The sequence below is a fragment of the Streptomyces sp. MS19 genome, from assembly GCF_047200595.1.
Taxonomy (GTDB): domain Bacteria; phylum Actinomycetota; class Actinomycetes; order Streptomycetales; family Streptomycetaceae; genus Streptomyces.
In genome coordinates, this window is record NZ_JBJZOH010000001.1 from 266074 (window position 1) to 282366 (window position 16293).

Consider the following 16293-nt stretch of genomic DNA (forward strand, 5'->3'; position numbering starts at 1 on the left):
GCGCTACTCGTCGGGGCCGAGCACGCGGGAGCCGCCCACCGGGAGGTCCCACAGCTCGGTGGCGGGGCGCCCTGTCGCGCGCCAGGCGCTCCGCAGGCGGAGCAGGGGTTCTAGGGGCGGCTCGGACGACAGCAGGAACGTCGCCCAGTGCATCGGCGCCATCCGCCGGGCCCCCACGTCCGCGCAGGCGCGGACCGCCGCCTCCGGGTCGGTGTGGACCGGGCCGAGCAGCCACGGCGGGTCGTACGCGCCGATGGGCAGCAGCGCGATGTCCACCGGGCCGAAGCGCGCGCCGATGTCCAGGAGGAACGGGCCGTAGCCGGTGTCCCCCGCGAAGTAGACGCGCCGCCCGCGCGGGTCGGTCAAGACCCAGCCGCCCCACAGCGAGCGGCAGGTGTCGAGCAGGGTGCGCTTGGACCAGTGGTCGGCGGGGACGAAGTCGAACCGTACGGTGCCGCCGCCGGGCGCGGGCAGTTCGGCGGCCTCCCACCAGTCCAGTTCGGTGACGCGCGCGAACCCCCGGCGGCGGCACCAGGCGGCGAGCCCGGCCGGGACGAACAGCGGCGTGTCGCGCGGCAGGCGGCGCAGGGTCGGCAGGTCCAGGTGGTCGTAGTGGTTGTGGGAGATGACGACCGCGTCCACCGGCGGCAGGTCCCCCCACGGCACGCCGACGGGGGTGAGGCGGGGTGGCGTGGCCAGGATCCTCGTCGACCAGACGGGGTCCGTGAGAACGGTCAGGCCGCCGGTGCGGACGACCCAGCTGGCGTGCCCCGCCCAGGTCACGGCGATGCCGCCGGGCGGCGCGTGGGGCAGCGGGCCGGGGGCGTACGGCAGCCCGGCGGTGCCGCCGACCGTCGCGGCGGACGGGCGCAGCGCGCCCCGGCGGGCGGCGCGGACGAGGGTGCGCAGCCCGGGGAGCGGCGCGGTCAGGCGGTCGGCGAAGTCGCGCGGCCAGCGGCGGCGCTCGTACAGCGGGCGGAGCGCGGTGGGCGGCGTGGCGGGGCCGGCGGGCCGTGCCCGTTCCGTGCGTCGCGTCCGGTCCGGCATGCGGCTCCTTTCCCCGGCCGTCCCGCCGGTCGTCGCGCCGGTCCTCCCCTCCTCCCATGGACCGGTATGCCGGTGGCGGGCCGCAATCCAGCGCCCCCGGCACTGGGCCGATCCGGTGAACGCGTCCACATGGCGGGACATTGTTGCTCACCATGCGAGACAGGAGGAGAGTACGGGGCATGTCGGAAGCCACGTACACCCATGGACATCACGAGTCGGTGCTGCGCTCCCACCGCTGGCGCACCGCGCAGAACTCGGCGGGCTACCTACTGCCCGAGCTGCGCGCGGGGCAGGCGCTCCTGGACATCGGCTGCGGCCCCGGGACCCTGACGGCCGACCTCGCGGAACGCGTCGCGCCCGGCGAGGTGACCGCCGTGGACCGCGCCGAGGGCGTGCTCGCCGCGGCCCGCGCGGAGGCGGCGGCGCGCGGGCTGGCGTCCGTGCGGTTCGCGGTGGCGGACGTGCACGCGCTGGACTTCCCGGACGACTCGTTCGACGTCGTGCACGCGCACCAGGTGCTCCAGCACGTGGCCGACCCGGTGCGGGCGCTGGGCGAGATGCGGCGGGTGTGCCGCCCCGGTGGCGTGGTCGCCGTGCGGGACGTGGACTACGCGGCGATGACCTGGTACCCGGAGGTGCCGGTCCTCGACGAGTGGCTGACGCTGTACCGGCGGGTGGCGCGCGCCAACGGCGGCGAGCCGGACGCGGGCCGCCGCCTGCTGTCCTGGGCGTACGCGGCGGGCTTCACCGAGGTGACGGCGACGGCCTCCGCGTGGTGCCACGCGGAGGCCGTCGAGCGGGAGTGGTGGAGCAATCTGTGGGCGGACCGCACGACGTCTTCCGACTACGCGCGGCACGCGGTGGACGGAGGCCACGCGACGCCGGAGCTGCTGGAGTCGGTCGCGGCGGCGTGGCGGGAGTGGGGGGCGGCCGGCGACGGCTGGTTCTCGTCGCTGCACGGCGAACTGCTCTGCCGGGTCTGACGGCCGCGCCCCCCGTGCTCACCGCCCCTGGTGCCACATGCGGATACCGAGGGCGGCGAGGACGACGGTCGCGGTGCTCGCGACGGTCCGCAGGGCGTTCCACCGCGCCCAGCGGCCGGAGAAGTCCGCCCACGCCTCGGGCGACGGCGTGGCGGCGGCCAGGACGTCGTTCATCGGCACGTTGACCGCGCCGGTGGGCATGAAGACACCGAAGACGTACACGCCCGCCGCCACGAGGAACAGCACACCGGCGGCGCGGTGCCCCATCGACAGCAGCAACACGCCCGCCCCGGCCGCCGCGAGCGGCACGCCGACGAACGCGGTGAGGAACAGCGGGTTGAGGATCTTCTCGTTCATGCTCTGCATCGCCCGGACGGCTTCGGTGGGATCGATGGCGTCGAGCCCAGGTATGACGGAGACGGAGAAGCCGAAGAACGTCCCGGCCATCAGGGCGGCGAGGACGACGGTGAAGACTACGGCGACAAGTGCAAGGATTACCATGACGATCATTCAAGCACCAGTCGCACACCGGCCACATCCTTCAAACGCTCACCCGCATGCGCACACGTCGCACGTGCCGCGGTCAGCGCCCCTGGTCGCGACTGCGAAGGTGGCCCCAGTACAGGCCGCAGATCAGGCCGATCAGGGCGGTGGCGAACAGGGCAAGCCACAGCGGCATCGTCACCTCGGGCACCAGGAGCCTTATCCTCGTGCGCCGGGTGTTCTCGAAGATGAAGACGAGCGTCAGGACGGCGATGGCCGCGATGATGATGCGGCCCCGCGTCCAGAACGCCCGGGGCGTTCCGGTGCTGCTGCGCGGGCTGGACGTCATGACACCAGGATGCGAGCGGTGGCCGGAATCCGCCTGGCGGGACGCGCCGCGCCGGGGACCCGGCGGCGATGCGCCGGGCCCCCGGGGCGGTCCGGTGGACGGACCCGGGCCGCGCGTCAGGCGGCGTAGACGCTGACGACGAAGTCGGCCAGCTGGTCGTCGGACAGCTCACGGGCCAGGTCGGCCTCGCTGATCATGCCGACGAGCCGCTTGTCGCCGTCGATGACGGGGAGGCGGCGGACCTGGGCGTCACCCATCTCGTGCAGGACCTCGTCCAGCTCGGCGTCCGCGGCGATCCAGCGCGGGGTGCCCTGCGCGAGCTCACCGGCCGTGACCTGCGACGGGTCGCCGCCGGTGGCGACGCAGTCCACCACGATGTCGCGGTCGGTGATGATGCCGGACATGCGCTCGTCGCCGTCGCTGACGGGCAGCGCGCCCACGTTCAGCTCGCGCATGAGCTGGGCGGCCCGTTCGAGGGTGTCGTCCTCGGAGATCCACTGGGCGCCGGGGGTCATGATGTCGGCGGCGGTGGTCATGGGGCTTCCTCCTGTTCGTCGACTGTGCGGGGATCTCTCCCCTGCCGTGGGGGGCCGTGTACCCGTTTGTCCCGCCCGCCATGAGTGCTCGCGGTATGCACCCGTTCGAGCGATCCGCCCGCCTTGCGCCGCCGCCCGGACGCTACACGCCCGTCTCGCCCGTCCCGCCGTCGGCCAGCTCGCGGACGATGTCGAGGTGGCCCGCGTGGCGCGCGTACTCCTGGAGCAGGTGGTGGAGTATCCAGCCGAGCGTCGGCGCCTCCTCCTCCCGCGGGAACCGGCCGCCGGCCGGGGCGGTGTCGGCGAGGTCGGCGGCCGTGACGATGGCCCGGGTCCGCTCGGCCTGGTCGCGGAACAGGCGGGTGACCTCGGCGACCGTCAGCCCCTCGGGCACGGTCCACCGGCCGTCCTGCCGGTGATCGTCCCACGGGTCGGGCACGTCCTCGGAGAGGAAGCCCCAGATCATCAGGCGGCGTTCGACGCGCTGGAGGTGCCAGAGCAGCTGGAGCGGCGTCCAGCCGGACGGGAGCCGGGAGCTGCCGAGCTGCTCCTCCGTCAGCCCCGCGACCTTCGCGAGTAACACGCCGCGGTAGTGGTCGAGGTAGCCGAGCAGCAGTTCCTTCGGGTCGCTGACCCGGGGCGAGGGCTCGGGGGCGGCGGTGGGGGCGGCGGGGCCCGTGGGCGTGGTGTCGGGTGTCATGCCGGGAAGCATGCCCGCCGCCACGGGCGCCGTCACCGGTGACCTGCCAGGGTCACCTCCGGCCGCGCTGCCAGGCGCGGGCGCGCTGGTAGGCGTCCCAGTCGTCGGGCGGGTAGGTGGCCTGCGGGGCGGCGAGGCAGACGTCGATCTCGACGCCGACCTCGGGGCCGAACCAGGACAGGTCGCGGATGAGCGCCAGGGCCTCGACGGTCCGCTCGCCCAGCGGGCGCGCCATCCGGTCGACCCCGCCGGGCAGGCCCGCGGGGCGGGCGGACGCCTGTTCCTCGGCGCGGGCGGCGGCCCGGTCGAGCCCGGCGGCGCGGTAGCCGACCGCCCTGGCGAGCGCCTCGGCAGCGCGGGCGGCGGCGGAGTGCAGCTCGCGGATGCCGGTGAGCGTCTGCTGCGGGCCCCCGGCGGCGCGGTCGTACGCGGCGGGCCGCCCGTGCAGCTCGTCCAGGCGCTGCTGCTCCTCCCCCAGCAGCCGGACGGCGGACTCCAGCGCGCGCAGCGCCGTCGTCATCTGTTCGATCTCAGCCATGCGTCCCTTTCCGGTGCTTGCCTTCAGCCGCGGACGGGCCGCCGGGCGTGCTCACCCCGCGTGTCCGCCCGGTGACGGTACCGGGCGGGGGCGGTGTGCGCGGGCGGCGCGGCCGTGGGGGCGTGCCGGCGTCCGCCGTACGGTAGGGCGGCGGCGCGGTGGGCGCCGATCAGTTCGACGGGTGGACGGGCGGACGCCGGGGTGCTTCACCGGCGGGAGGACGGCCGTTTCGTCCAAGAGCGCGGCGGTCGCGGTGCCCTACCGTCACGGGCATGCACGACAGCAGCGGGGAATCCCGCCACCTCAGCGTCCGCATCGCCCGTACCCCCCGGGACGTCTACGCCTACGCCTCCGACCCCGCCAACCTGCCCGCGTGGGCGCACGGCGTGGGCCGGTCCGTCCGGCGGACCGGCGGCCGCTGGATCGCCGACGAGTCCCCGCTGGGGCGCGTCGGGATCGACTTCGCGCCGCCGAACGACCTGGGCGTGCTCGACCACGACGTCACACTGCCCTCGGGCGAGGTCGTGTACAACCCGGTCCGGGTGATCGCCGACGGGGCGGCGAGCGAGGTCGTGTTCACCCTGCGGCGGCGGCCGGGCATGGACGACGCGGACTTCCGGCGTGACGGGGAGGCCGTCGCCGCCGACCTGGCCCGGCTCAGGGAGGTGCTGGAGTCCGTGTCCTGAGGCCGGGGCGCCGGTCAGGCCGTCACGCCCTCCGCCGCCGTCCCCGCCGTCCCGGCCGTTCCCGCCGTCAGGGCGAGCGGCGGGACGTCGGACCGTTCAATACCGAACGCGACGCAGTACAGGGCGAGTTCGGCTTCGAGCGCGCGCCGGATGGTCTCCGCCCTGCGGAAGCCGTGGCCCTCGCCCTCGAATGTCAGGTACGCGTGCGGCACGCCGTGCTCCGCCACCTCGGCGAGGAACCGTTCGGCCTGGGCGGGCGGGCAGATCACGTCGTCGAGCCCCTGGAGGAGCAGGAACGGCGCGGTGATCCTGTCGGCGTGCCCGACCGGGGAGCGGCCGCGGTAGCGCTCCGGCACCTCCGCCAGGGGCCCGACCAGGGACTCCAGGTAGTGGGACTCGAAGTCGTGCGTCTCGCCCTCCGCCCAGCCGGCCAGGTCGAGGATCGGGTAGCTGATGGCCCCGCAGGCGTACCGGCCCGCGACCGAGGGGGCGACGAGGGAGGCGGCCGTCGTCCAGCCGCCCGCGCTGCCGCCCCTGAGGGCGATGCGCGCCGGGTCGGCGGCGCCCTCGTCGGCGAGCGCGGCGGCCACGGCGGCGCAGTCCTCGACGTCCACGACGCCCCACTCGCCGCGCAGCCGCTCGCGGTAGGCGCGCCCGTAGCCGGTGGAGCCGCCGTAGTTGACCTCGGCGACGCCGATGCCGCGCGAGGTGAAGTAGGCGATCTCCAGGTCGAGGACGAGCGGCGCGCGCGAGGTGGGCCCGCCGTGCGCCCAGATGACGTACGGGGGCAGCGCGCCGTCCGTGCCCGTGGTGGCCGGGTGGCGCGGCGGGTAGATGTGCGCGTGGACCTCGCGGCCGTCGGGGCGGGTGACGGTCCCGGCGCGCGGCAGCGGGTAGTACGCCGGGGCGACCGCGTCGCGGTGCTCGTGGGCGAGGACGACGCAGTGGCCGGTGGCGGTGTCGAGGCGGACGATCTCGTAGTCCCGGTCGGGTCCGGCGGCGATGCCGGTGACACGGGTGCCCTGGACGGCGAGGGACGGCTGCCACTCGGTCCACGGCCCCGGCACGTCGGCCAGCTCGCCGCTGGCCGGGTCGAGCACGCCGAGCCTGGCCCGGCCCCGGCCGTGGAGGACGGCGAGCGTGCCGTCCGCGAGCGGCGCGAACCAGCGGAACCCGATGTGCCACAGCCCGTCGGCGAACTCCTCCTCGCGCGCGCACAGGGCGGTCATCGCGCCGCTGTCCTGGTCCACGCGGTACGGGTTCCACCAGCCGCCGCGGTCGCTGACGGCCAGCAGCGTGCCGTCGGGTGCCCACTCGGCCTGGGCGACGGACTCGGTGTCGCCGCCCGCGAGGACGCGCGCGCCGGTGAGCAGGCGGGCGCCGTCCGCGCCGCGCGTGACGCCGGCGAGCATCAGGTCGGTGCCGTCCCAGGGCATGCGCGGGTGGTCCCAACCGAGCCAGACGGCGCGGCGGCCGTCCGGGGAGAGCCGGGGCCCGGTGACGAAGCGGTGCCGCTCGGGCGCCAGCTCGCGCAGGGCCGACCGGTCGCCGGCCGCCGACCCGTCCAGCGGGACGGCGACCGGCACGCGGCGCACGTCGCCGGGGCCCTCCCCGGTGAACTCCTCCAGCACGCACCACACCTCGTCGCCCTCGACGCGCAGGTCGCCGAAGCGCAGCCCGCCGCCGACCGGTGACAGGGGCGTCAGCGGGCGCGGCTCCTGGCCGCCGGGCGCGTCAGGCTCGACGGCGTACAGCCGCTGGTCGGCGAAGTGGGCGAAGACGGCGAGCGGGCCGCCGTCCTCCCGCGCGACGGCGGCCCACGGGACGCCGCCGTACTCGATGAGGCGGCTGCGGACGTTCCACGGCGCGGGGAGCACCGGCTCGGGCGCCCCGGCGTCCGGCGCCAGCCGCACGAGGGCGCGCCGTCCGCCCTCGGCCGGGCGCGGTTCGGTCCACCACAGCTCGTCGCCGACCGCGCCGACGTACTCGGGCTTCCCGTCGTGGTCCGCGACGAGGGCGGCGTCGATGGGCGAGGTCCAGCTGCCGTATGGTGCGCGGTCCATGGGTCTTCCGTCTCCTTGTCGGCCTGGGGGGGGCGTCGGCCCGTGGTCAGAGGGCGCGCAGCGCGCGGTCGAGCACCCGTGTGCCGAAGTGGAGGGCGTCCACCGGCACCCGTTCGTCCACGCCGTGGAACATCGCCTGGTAGTCGAACCCCTCGGGCATCCGCAGGGGCATGAAGCCGTAGCCGCTGACGCCGAGGCGGGAGAACTGCTTGGCGTCCGTGCCGCCCGACATGCAGTACGGGATGACGTGCGCGCCGGGGTCGAAGTGCAGCAGCGCCTCGCTGAGGGCGGCGAACGCCGGGCCGTCCACGGGTGCTTCGAGCGGGATCTCGTGGTGCTGGTACGACCAGGTGACGTCCGGGCCCGTCAGCTCGTCCATGGTCGCGGTGAACTCGTCCTCCCAGCCGGGGAGGACGCGGCCGTCCACGTGCGCGGTGGCGCTGCCCGGGATGACGTTCACCTTGTAACCGGCGGCGAGCATCGTGGGGTTGGCGCTGTTGCGCAGGGTGGGGGCGACGAGGCTCCCCGCCGGGCCGATCGCGGCGACCAGCCCGTCCAGGGCGGGCGCGAGGACGGCCGGGTCGTCGTCGTCCAGGTCGGGCAGGGGCACGCCGTAGAGCGCGGCCAGCTCGGTGAGCGCGGCGCGGACGGTGGCGGTGAGGCGCGGGGGCCAGGTGTGCTCGCCGATGCGGTGGACGGCGGCGGCGAGGCGGGTGACGGCGTTCTCCCGGTTGACGCGCGAGCCGTGCCCGGCGCGCCCCGGCGCGGTCAGGCGCAGCCACGCCGTGCCGCGCTCGCCGGTGGCGACGGGGTAGATGCGGCGGCCGTCGCCGGGATGGAACGTGTAGGCGCCCGACTCGCCGATGGCCTCGGTGCAGCCGTCGAACAGGTCGCGGTGCTCGCCGACGAGGAAGCCCGAGCCGTAGTCGGCGGTGTCCTCCTCGTCCGCCGTGAAGGCGAGGACGATGTCGCGGCGCGGCCTGATCCCGGCGCGCGCCCAGGCGCGGACGACGGCGAGGACCATGGCGTCGGAGTCCTTCATGTCCACGGCGCCCCGGCCCCAGACGACGCCGTCGCGGATCTCGCCGGAGAACGGCGGGACGCTCCACTCGGACGCGTCGGCGGGCACGACGTCCAGGTGGCCGTGGACGAGGAGGGCGTCGGCGGCCGGGTCGGCGCCGGTGACGCGCGCGACGACGTTGGTGCGGCCCGGGGCCTTCTCCAGCAGCAGCGGTTCGAGGCCCGCCGCCGCCAGCCGTTCGGCGACGTACTCGGCGGCGGGGCGTTCGACGCCGTCGCCGCCGCCCCGGTTGGTGGTGTCGAGGCGGATGAGGTCGGAGGTGAAGCGGACCGCCTCGTCCAGCGCCGTGCCGTCGACGTGCCGTGCCGTGTCCTGGTCCGTGTGCCGTCCCGTGCGCTGCTCAGCCATACCATTCCTCCACCGCGGCGGACACCATGGTGGTGACCGTCTTGAAGCACCGGATTCCGTCGTACATGGTCCCGGCCCGGTACGCCACGCGGCACGGGCCGGTCTGCTCGACGCCGGGGACCAGGGCGGCGGAGCCCGCCAGGTGCTCGGCGTCGAACTCGATCTCGAACAGGCGCTCGCGCGGCGGCTCCGGATCGTGGCGCGTGGCGAGCGCGACGGCCTTCGCGGCGGCCGCGCGGATGTCGGCGGCGGTGCGCGCCGGGGTGCGGCAGACGGCGGCGTAGCGCGACACGTAGTCCTTGACGGCGACGCCCACCGCGTCCGGGGCCCAGCGCGCGGCGTCGTCGCAGGTGCGGTCGTCGCCGGTGACGAGGACGACCGGGGTGCCGTACTCGGCGGCGACCAGCGCGTTCAGCAGGCCCTCGCTCGCCCGGACGCCGTCCACGAAGACGCCGGTCAGCGAGTTGCCGAGGTAGGTGTGGGCGAGGACGCCCTCGTCGCCCGCGCCCGTGTGGTAGCCGATGAACGCGATGCCGTCGATGTCGCCGTGCTGCACTCCCTCGACCATGCTGAGGGCCTTGTGGCGGCCGGTGAGGAGCTGGGCGCGGTCGTCCAGCCGCTCCAGCAGGAGGTTGCGCATCGTCATATGGGCCTCGTTGACGATCACCTCGGTGGCGCCGCCCTCGTGGAATCCGGCCACGGCCGCGTTCACGTCCGAGGTGAGCAGCGGGCGGCAGCGCTGCCACTCGGGCGTCCCCGGCAGGCAGTCGGCGGGCCAGGTGACGCCGGTGGCCCCCTCCATGTCGGCCGAGATGAGGATCTTCGTCATGCCGCGCACGTTACCCGGCGGCACCGACAATCAGCCAGATCGACCGCCAGGCGGCCCGGCGGCCCCCGGCTCAGCGGCGGCCGCCGGGCAGGTCCTGTTCGAACCACACGGTGGTGCCGTGGTCGGTACGCCCGCTGCCCCAGCTCCGCGCCAGCCTGCTGACGACCTGGAGGCCGCGCCCGGACTCGTCGCCGGGCGCGGGGCCGAGCAGCGCGGGCCGCTCGTGCCCGTCGTCGGTGACCTCGCAGACGAGCGTGTCGGCGCGGACGAGGCGCAGTTCGACGGGCCCGCGCCTGGCGTGGCGCAGGGCGTTGGTGACCAGTTCGCTGACGAGGAGCGCCGCCGTGTCGGCCGCCGCCGCCAGCCCCCACTCCCGCAGCCGCCCCCGGACGAGATGCCGCGCGTGCGGGACGTACGCGGCGTCCAGGCCGAGGCGCCAGAACGCCACGTCGCCCGGCGCGACGCGGCCGAGGCGCGCGGTGAGCAGCGTCGTCCCCGCGTCCCGCGCGCCCGCCGTGGCCGCGGACAGGGCGCGAGCGACGGCGTCGCAGGTGGCGTCGGCACGCTCCATGGCGCGCCCGGTGGGGAGCTCGGGGTCCACCGAGCGGACGGCGATGTCGCACAGCGTCGCCAGGCGCGTGCCGGGGCCGCGCCCGCGCACCTCGGCGAGCCCGTCCGTGCACAGCACGAGCCGGTCGCCCTTGAGCACGGGGACGGTCACCGCCGTGAAGGGCACGCCACCCACGCCGATGGGGGCGCCCGCGGGCAGGTCGAGCGCCCGCGCGGGGCCGTGGGCGCGGATCAGGACGGGCGGGAGGTGTCCGGCGGTGGCGACGCGCAGCTCGGACCTGATCGGGTCGTGGACCGCGAACAGGCAGGTGGCGAGCGGCAGGTCGCCGAGCCGCCGGGCGAGGTCGTCCAGGGCGCGCAGCAGGTGCGCCGGGTCGGCGTCGAGCGCGGCGAGGGTCTGGATGGCCGTCCGGTAGCGGTGGGCGGCGGCGAGGGCCCTGGCGGGTCCTTCGTCGGTGAGGCGGCCGAGGACGCGTCCCGCGACCAGGGCCGTGCGGCAGCCGGGCAGCCGGATGACGTCGGACCACTCGCCCGCCGCGCCGCCGATGCGGGTGCCGGGCAGGAGGCGGCTCGCGGTCGTGCAGCCGAACGGGCGCGGGGGCGCCGGCTCCGGGGGCTCGGCGTGCAGCGACCGCAGGCGGGCGTTGTCGAGGATGAGCCCGGCGCGGTCGGCGATGTCCGCGCCGGTCACCAGGTCCGCCTCGGTGAAGCCGGGCCGCTCCGGGTGGCGCAGCAGGACGACGAAGCCGAGGACGGACCGTCCGGCCTTGAGCGGCACGGCCAGCAGCGACCGCCGCGTGACCTGCGGCGCGATGTCCTGCGGCCCGAACGGCGCGGTGACGGTCCGTGCCTGCGCTTCGGTGACGCGTGGGACGAGGACGGGGCGGCCCGTCGTCACGCAGTCGGCGAACGGCGTCCCGGCGGGCAGCTCCGCGCCCCGGTCGGCGCGCGCGGCGGCGTGGCTGCCGCCGCCCGGCGCACCGGCGCGTTCGACGGTGACACGGTGCCAGCGCGTACCGGGGGGCGGCGGGCCCTCGGGGACGGCGGCGCCGGTGACGACGTCGTCGCGGAGATACGTTCCGGCGATGTCGGCGAAGCGGGGGACGAGGGCGCGTCCGAGCGCCTCGACCGCGCGGCCGGGGTCGGGGCCCGCGGCGGCACCGACGGCGCGCAGCACGGCGAGCCGCTCCCGCAGGGCGGCGGGGTCGGCGGCGGCGTCCGGGTCGGTGTCCTCCCGCTCGTCGTCCTCCGCCGGGGCGGTCGCACCCCAGCCGGGGAGGACGGGCTCCCAGCGGGCTTCCTTCCTGAGTTCGAGGAACGGGTAGCCGTGGGTCACGACCTGGCGCGCGACGTGCCCCGCCTCCTCGCGGGGCATGGGCAGCAGCGCGGTCAGGCCGTCGTGCAGCCGGTCGGCGTCGGCCCGTTCGCCGTGGGGCCCCAGCACGGGCGCGAACGCGGCGCGGCCGGTGCGGCGGACGGCCGCGCTGTCCGCCGCGAGCAGCAGGACGCGGGCGGTGCCCGGCCCGCGCAGCGGGTACGCCCACCACAGGATCTGGCGGCGGTACGGCTTCGCGCCCGTGCCCCGGGTGGAGAACCAGCCGGCCGCCGGGTCGGCGAAGGTCGTCATGTCGGTGCCGAAGATGGTCTCCCTGCGGTGCGCCGGGTCGAGCGGCCCGCCGCCGTCGGGACCGGCCGGGTGCGCGGGCCCGGTCTCGCGGGCGGACGCGACGGGCATGACGTCCACCGCGCGGCGGCCGACCGCCGCGGCGCGCGGCACCTCGAAGAGACCGGCGGCGCCGCTGTTCCAGTGCGCGATGACGGCGGCACCGTCGAGGACGACGACGGCGACGGGGATGCCGCCGCCCGTGTCGCCCGTGTCCTGGTCGCCCGGCTGGGGCGGGTCCTGTCCTGCGGCCACCGGCGTCTCCTTCGGTGCGGAAGCGGTCTCGGGCGGCCTCGGTGTCAGGCGCCCGCCGCCATGTGGGCGGCGAGGTTGTCGAGGATCTGGTCGTAGGCGGCGCCGAGGACGCGCGGCGCGAAGGTCCGTTCGAAGAAGCCGCCGATGCCGCCGGCGCCCTCCCAGGCGCTGCGGACGGTGACCAGGGCGGCCTTGCCCGCGGCGCCGCCGGCGGGCTCGACGGTGTACTCGGTGACCATGGTCGAGTTGCGGTCCTTCTCGACGAGGCGGCCCTCGCCCGGCTCGCTGACGTCGAGCAGGCAGTCGCGCACCCGCCGCGACGTGGCGTGGAACCGCAGGCGCACCACGGTGCCCGCGCCGTCGCCGCCCTCCTCGACCGCGTAGTCAGTGAACCGCTCCGGCAGCAGCCGGGGATGGACGCCGCGGTAGTCCGCCAGCGCGTCCAGAACGTCCTCGTGATCCGCGGCGATCTCCCGCCGCCTGACGACCTCGATCTGTCCCATGCCCCAAGCTCCTGCCGTCGTACGGGATGTGACGGTCAGCCAACCATCCGTGCGTGGCGATGCCCAAATCCGCAGGCGGGGGGCGCGTGCTCGGTGCGGGGGAATCCGGCTTGACACCCACGATTCGAACATGTGTCCTAGACGCACCACAAACGAAAGTTTGTTCGAGTGACGGTCGGCCGTGCGTCGGCAGTGAGGAGGCCCGCGATGCGCTGGAGCAACCTGGGTGACGACACCCCCGCCGCCGCGCCCGCGCTGTTCGGGACGGACGTCGTCACGACGACGGTGGACACCCCCGAGTTCCGGGGGATCACGTTCCACGAGGTGCGGGCGCGTTCGATCATCAACCGCGTCCCCGGCACCTCGCGGATGCCGTTCGTCTGGACGGTGAACCCGTACCGCGGCTGCTCGCACGCGTGCGTCTACTGCTTCGCGCGCAAGACGCACAGCTACCTGGACCTCGACACCGGCGCCGGCTTCGACTCGCAGATCATCGTCAAGGTGAACGCGCCGCAGCTCCTCGCGCGCGAGCTGGCGGGCGGCCGCTGGCACGGCGAGCACATCGCGATGGGCACCAACGTGGACCCGTACCAGCGGGCGGAGGGCCGCTACCGGCTGATGCCGGGCATCATCGCGGCGCTGCGCGACCGCGCGAACCCGTTCTCCGTCCTCACCAAGGGCACGCTGATCCTGCGCGACCTGGAGCTGCTGCGGCAGGCGGCCGACGTGACGGACGTCGGCGTGTCCGTGTCGGTGGGCTTCACCGACCCCGAGCTGTGGCGCACCGTCGAGCCGGGCACCCCGGCGCCCGACCGGCGGCTGGGCGTCGTCCGGGCGCTGCGGGACGTCGGCATCCCGTGCGGCGTCCTGATGGCGCCGATCCTGCCGTACCTCACCGACTCCCCCGCCCAGCTGCGGGAGACGGTCCGCGCCATCGCGGCGGCGGGGGCGGCGTCCGTGACCCCGCTCGTGCTCCATCTGCGGCCGGGGGCGCGCGAGTGGTACATGGCGTGGCTCGCGCGGCACCGCTCGGACCTGGTGCGGCGGTACGAGGTGATGTACGCGGGCGGGGCGTACGCGCCCAAGTGGTACCAGCGGCGGGTGACGCGGGAGGTGCACGAGCTCGCCACCGAGTACGGCATAGGCCCGGCCCGCCGCGGCGGCCACCGGGCGGTCCCGGAGCCCGCGCCGCGCCCCGAGCCGGGGACGCAGCTCACGCTGCTGTAGGCACACACGGCCGGGCCGCCAGGGCGGGCGACGGCTCGTATGCGGTGACGCGCGGCGTGTGCCGCGTGGTGGCGGTCTGCCGGGGCACGGGAGGGGATCGGGGCCGCCGGCAATGGTGCTTCGCCGGCCGGTGCCCCGGTGCCCCGGCGCCCTGGACGGCCGCGGCGGCCGTCGGTCTGCCGGGTCGGACGACCCCGCTGTCCCGGTCCGCGCCGCGGATGCCAGGCCCCGACTGCATTCGACCCGCATGCGCACGGGTTCCGCCGCACCGGCCACACGCCGCCCACCGGGCACGGCGCGACACCTCGGCATCACGCGGGACCGCCCGGGAAGCACCGGGGCGCCGCCGGGACCAGCGACCGGCGCCCCGTGCGGCCGACCGGCCGGCCGCACGGGGTGGTTCTCACCCTGTCCGGGTGGGGCGGCGGGGCCGGGCATGCGTGGCGGCCCCGAGGCGTGGGATACCCGGGGCCGCCGGCTTGGGGGGCGTCGCTCAGGCGCTGAGCAGCCGCTCCATCGTGTCGCGGTAGTCCAGCATGATCACGCGCCACTTCTCGGTGTCGAGGTCGCCACCGTCCTGGTGGGAACCGTTGCCGCCGTTGCCGTTCGCGCCGTTGTGCTCCCAGTGGGTCCGCATCGCGTTGCGGCGCTCGGTGAGCGAGGCGGTGATGCGGGCGACGGCCGTTTCGAGCACCGTGTCCGCCTCGGCGACTGACTGCTTCGGGCTGTCGACGAACGCGCCGACCGCGTGCTGGAGTTCGGCCCGCAGCCGGGCCGCCTCTGACGCCGGTATCAGCCCGTCGCCCAGGTCGCCCGCCGTGAACTGCCCGCCGTCACGGGTGCCGTCGTACGCGCTGTCGTCGCGCGTGCTCTCGTACGCGCCGGTCCTGCCGGTGTCCGGCGTGGTGCCGCGGCCGGTCGTGGACGTCCCGGTGGCGGGCCCGTCCGGGGCGTACGGTGTCGTGCCGTGCGCCGGGGTCTTCTCCGTCGTCGGGGTGTTCTTGCCGGACAGCGGGGTCACACGTTCCGTGTCCCGCGCGCTCTCCGTGCCCCAGGCTCGGTCGGCGCCGGCGCCGGTGTCCGTGCTCGTGCTCGTGCGCTCGTTCTCAGGCTTGTTCATCACGCACCACCCTTCGTCGGTGTACCGGTCACGCCGTCGTGCCGCGCGGGACCGGCGGTCCGCTGGTGTCCTGCCGTCCTGCCGGGCCGGTTGCGCACGAGGGTGGCCATCCGCCCGCCCTTGCGCCGCTGGTGCTGCGGCTGGGCCTCGTCCACGGTCCGGTCGCTCAGCAGGTCGTTGAACAGACCCCGCGCCTGGACTATGGCCGCCCGCAGCTCCTCCGTCACCGTGCCGTCCGCCGGCTCGCGCCCTGCGAGGGCATGCACCGTGCGGTATCCCTCGACGTGCCGCGGGTGGTGCACGGACAGCGCGGCCACCTGGTCGTCGTACGCGTGCGAGGGGTAGCCCCGGTCATGGATGAGCTGGGTCAGCAGGTGGTCCGCCTCGGCGACCGCGCCGCCGGGCGACTCCACGAACTTCTCCTGCACCCGGGCCCACCGGGTCTGGTAACGCTCCCGGTCCTCGGCCGACAGGGGCCGGAGGTCGAGCCGTCCGTGCTGCTTCAGCCGTGCGGCCAGTTCTTTCCGTGCCGCCTTGGCGTCCCCGTTGTGCCGGGCGACCGCCCGGTCGTACTCGGGCCCGAAGCGGCGTTGCAGTCTCCCGGTTCCGGCAGGCCCCGCGGACGGCGCCAGCACGAGCGCCAGGAGTGCGAGGACGACCACGGCCAGGATGATGATCACTACAGTCGTCATGACTTCCCTTTCGCAGGAATCCTCTTGCGCGAGGTTGTCGTGACCCTCCGGTTACCCGAGCGCGGCCTTCCAAACGTACGAGTCGCCGACCTGGTTGACGCCGCGCGCCGCCGATCCCCCGGCGTGCGGCGCGCGTTGGCCGGTGCGGGCCCGCGGCACCCTCCGCGCGCCCGGCGCACGCGGGGCGCGTGGGGCAGAATGCGAGCCATGACCAACTCAGCGCGTGTGAACGGGGCGCAGCGGGCCGGGCGCGTCGCGGGCGATGTCCTGCTCGCGCTGGCCCTGCTCGCCGCCGAGGCGGCCGTCGGCGCGATCGTCCTCTTCCTGCTGATCATGGACGGCTGGGGCGAACCGGCCGAGGACCGGCCGTTCCTCATCGCCCTCGGGGTGGGGGCGGCACTGACCGCGACATGCGCCGTGTTCCTCCTGCGCGCCCGGCTGCCGGCCGCCGGGCTGACGCAGGGGCTCCTCGCGGTGGCGTTCGCGGGCGTGGCGCTGTTCGGGATCGCGGCGGCGGACGGAACGGGCGGCACGGGCGGGTCCGGCACGGGCGGCACGGGCGGTCCCGGAAGCGCCTGCCGCAGCGGCGGTGACAGCCACGAGTGCCTCGGCGGCTGAAC

17 protein-coding genes are annotated in these 16293 nt (G+C 75.7%); 4 read left to right on the top strand and 13 right to left on the bottom strand.

The features are described 5' to 3' along the window. Positions 1-3 precede the first annotated feature (3 nt). A complete protein-coding gene (locus tag ACL02R_RS01195) occupies positions 4-1047 on the bottom strand; it encodes an MBL fold metallo-hydrolase (protein ID WP_412794901.1) in 1044 nt (347 codons plus the stop codon). A gap of 179 nt (positions 1048-1226) precedes the next feature. On the opposite strand from ACL02R_RS01195, the gene ACL02R_RS01200 reads away from it, so the two are divergent. Then, positions 1227-2030, top strand: a complete 804-nt coding sequence (locus ACL02R_RS01200) for a methyltransferase domain-containing protein (RefSeq protein WP_412794902.1) — start codon at positions 1227-1229, stop codon at positions 2028-2030. Positions 2031-2048: 18 nt separating this feature from the next. On the opposite strand, the gene ACL02R_RS01205 is transcribed toward ACL02R_RS01200, so the two are convergent. From ACL02R_RS01205 to ACL02R_RS01225, 5 genes are all read right to left on the bottom strand, one after another. Beyond that, positions 2049-2531 carry a DUF1772 domain-containing protein gene (locus ACL02R_RS01205; protein ID WP_412794903.1) on the bottom strand — a complete coding sequence of 161 codons (483 nt, stop codon included), beginning with the start codon at positions 2529-2531 and terminating at the stop codon, positions 2049-2051. Between the two features lie 82 nt (positions 2532-2613). Then, a complete protein-coding gene (locus ACL02R_RS01210; RefSeq protein WP_412794904.1) occupies positions 2614-2862 on the bottom strand; it encodes a hypothetical protein in 249 nt (82 codons plus the stop codon). 116 nt (positions 2863-2978) lie between these two features. Beyond that, positions 2979-3398: a CBS domain-containing protein gene (locus tag ACL02R_RS01215; protein ID WP_412794905.1), complete on the bottom strand. Its 420-nt coding sequence runs from the start codon at positions 3396-3398 to the stop codon at positions 2979-2981. Between the two features lie 142 nt (positions 3399-3540). After that, positions 3541-4098: a DinB family protein gene (locus ACL02R_RS01220; protein WP_412794906.1), complete on the bottom strand. Its 558-nt coding sequence runs from the start codon at positions 4096-4098 to the stop codon at positions 3541-3543. Positions 4099-4150: 52 nt separating this feature from the next. After that, entirely contained in the window at positions 4151-4636 is a 486-nt protein-coding gene (locus tag ACL02R_RS01225; protein ID WP_412794907.1) for a hypothetical protein, read from the bottom strand. A 272-nt stretch (positions 4637-4908) separates the two neighbouring features. Between ACL02R_RS01225 and ACL02R_RS01230 the strand changes: the two genes are divergently transcribed. After that, positions 4909-5322 carry an SRPBCC family protein gene (locus ACL02R_RS01230; RefSeq protein ID WP_412794908.1) on the top strand — a complete coding sequence of 138 codons (414 nt, stop codon included), beginning with the start codon at positions 4909-4911 and terminating at the stop codon, positions 5320-5322. A 14-nt stretch (positions 5323-5336) separates the two neighbouring features. On the opposite strand, the gene ACL02R_RS01235 is transcribed toward ACL02R_RS01230, so the two are convergent. From ACL02R_RS01235 to ACL02R_RS01255, 5 genes are all read right to left on the bottom strand, one after another. Continuing rightward, on the bottom strand, positions 5337-7385 hold the full coding sequence (locus ACL02R_RS01235) for an LpqB family beta-propeller domain-containing protein (protein ID WP_412794909.1): 2049 nt from the start codon (positions 7383-7385) through the stop codon (positions 5337-5339). Positions 7386-7431: 46 nt separating this feature from the next. After that, the gene (locus ACL02R_RS01240) at positions 7432-8814 is read right to left on the bottom strand and encodes a M20/M25/M40 family metallo-hydrolase (protein ID WP_412794910.1); all 1383 of its coding nucleotides are present in this window, start codon (positions 8812-8814) and stop codon (positions 7432-7434) included. After that, entirely contained in the window at positions 8807-9643 is an 837-nt protein-coding gene (locus ACL02R_RS01245) for a M55 family metallopeptidase (RefSeq protein ID WP_412794911.1), read from the bottom strand. The genes ACL02R_RS01240 and ACL02R_RS01245 overlap by 8 nt, the downstream gene beginning before the upstream one ends. Before the next feature lie 70 nt (positions 9644-9713). Further along, complete coding sequence (locus ACL02R_RS01250; protein WP_412794912.1) at positions 9714-12131, bottom strand: SpoIIE family protein phosphatase; 2418 nt, start codon at positions 12129-12131, stop codon at positions 9714-9716. Positions 12132-12175: 44 nt separating this feature from the next. Further along, positions 12176-12634 carry an SRPBCC family protein gene (locus ACL02R_RS01255; protein WP_412794913.1) on the bottom strand — a complete coding sequence of 153 codons (459 nt, stop codon included), beginning with the start codon at positions 12632-12634 and terminating at the stop codon, positions 12176-12178. A 207-nt stretch (positions 12635-12841) separates the two neighbouring features. Here ACL02R_RS01255 and ACL02R_RS01260 point away from each other — a divergent pair, with 207 nt between their 5' ends. Continuing rightward, on the top strand, positions 12842-13861 hold the full coding sequence (locus tag ACL02R_RS01260) for an Rv2578c family radical SAM protein (RefSeq protein ID WP_412794914.1): 1020 nt from the start codon (positions 12842-12844) through the stop codon (positions 13859-13861). Between the two features lie 493 nt (positions 13862-14354). Here ACL02R_RS01260 and ACL02R_RS01265 read toward each other — a convergent pair whose 3' ends face one another. Continuing rightward, the gene (locus ACL02R_RS01265) at positions 14355-14981 is read right to left on the bottom strand and encodes a hypothetical protein (protein ID WP_412794915.1); all 627 of its coding nucleotides are present in this window, start codon (positions 14979-14981) and stop codon (positions 14355-14357) included. Further along, positions 14981-15673, bottom strand: coding sequence for a hypothetical protein (locus ACL02R_RS01270; RefSeq protein WP_412794916.1), 693 nt, complete (start codon positions 15671-15673; stop codon positions 14981-14983). The genes ACL02R_RS01265 and ACL02R_RS01270 overlap by 1 nt, the downstream gene beginning before the upstream one ends. Positions 15674-15880: 207 nt before the next feature. Here ACL02R_RS01270 and ACL02R_RS01275 point away from each other — a divergent pair, with 207 nt between their 5' ends. Beyond that, on the top strand, positions 15881-16291 hold the full coding sequence (locus ACL02R_RS01275; protein ID WP_412794917.1) for a DUF6234 family protein: 411 nt from the start codon (positions 15881-15883) through the stop codon (positions 16289-16291). Positions 16292-16293: the final 2 nt, after the last annotated feature.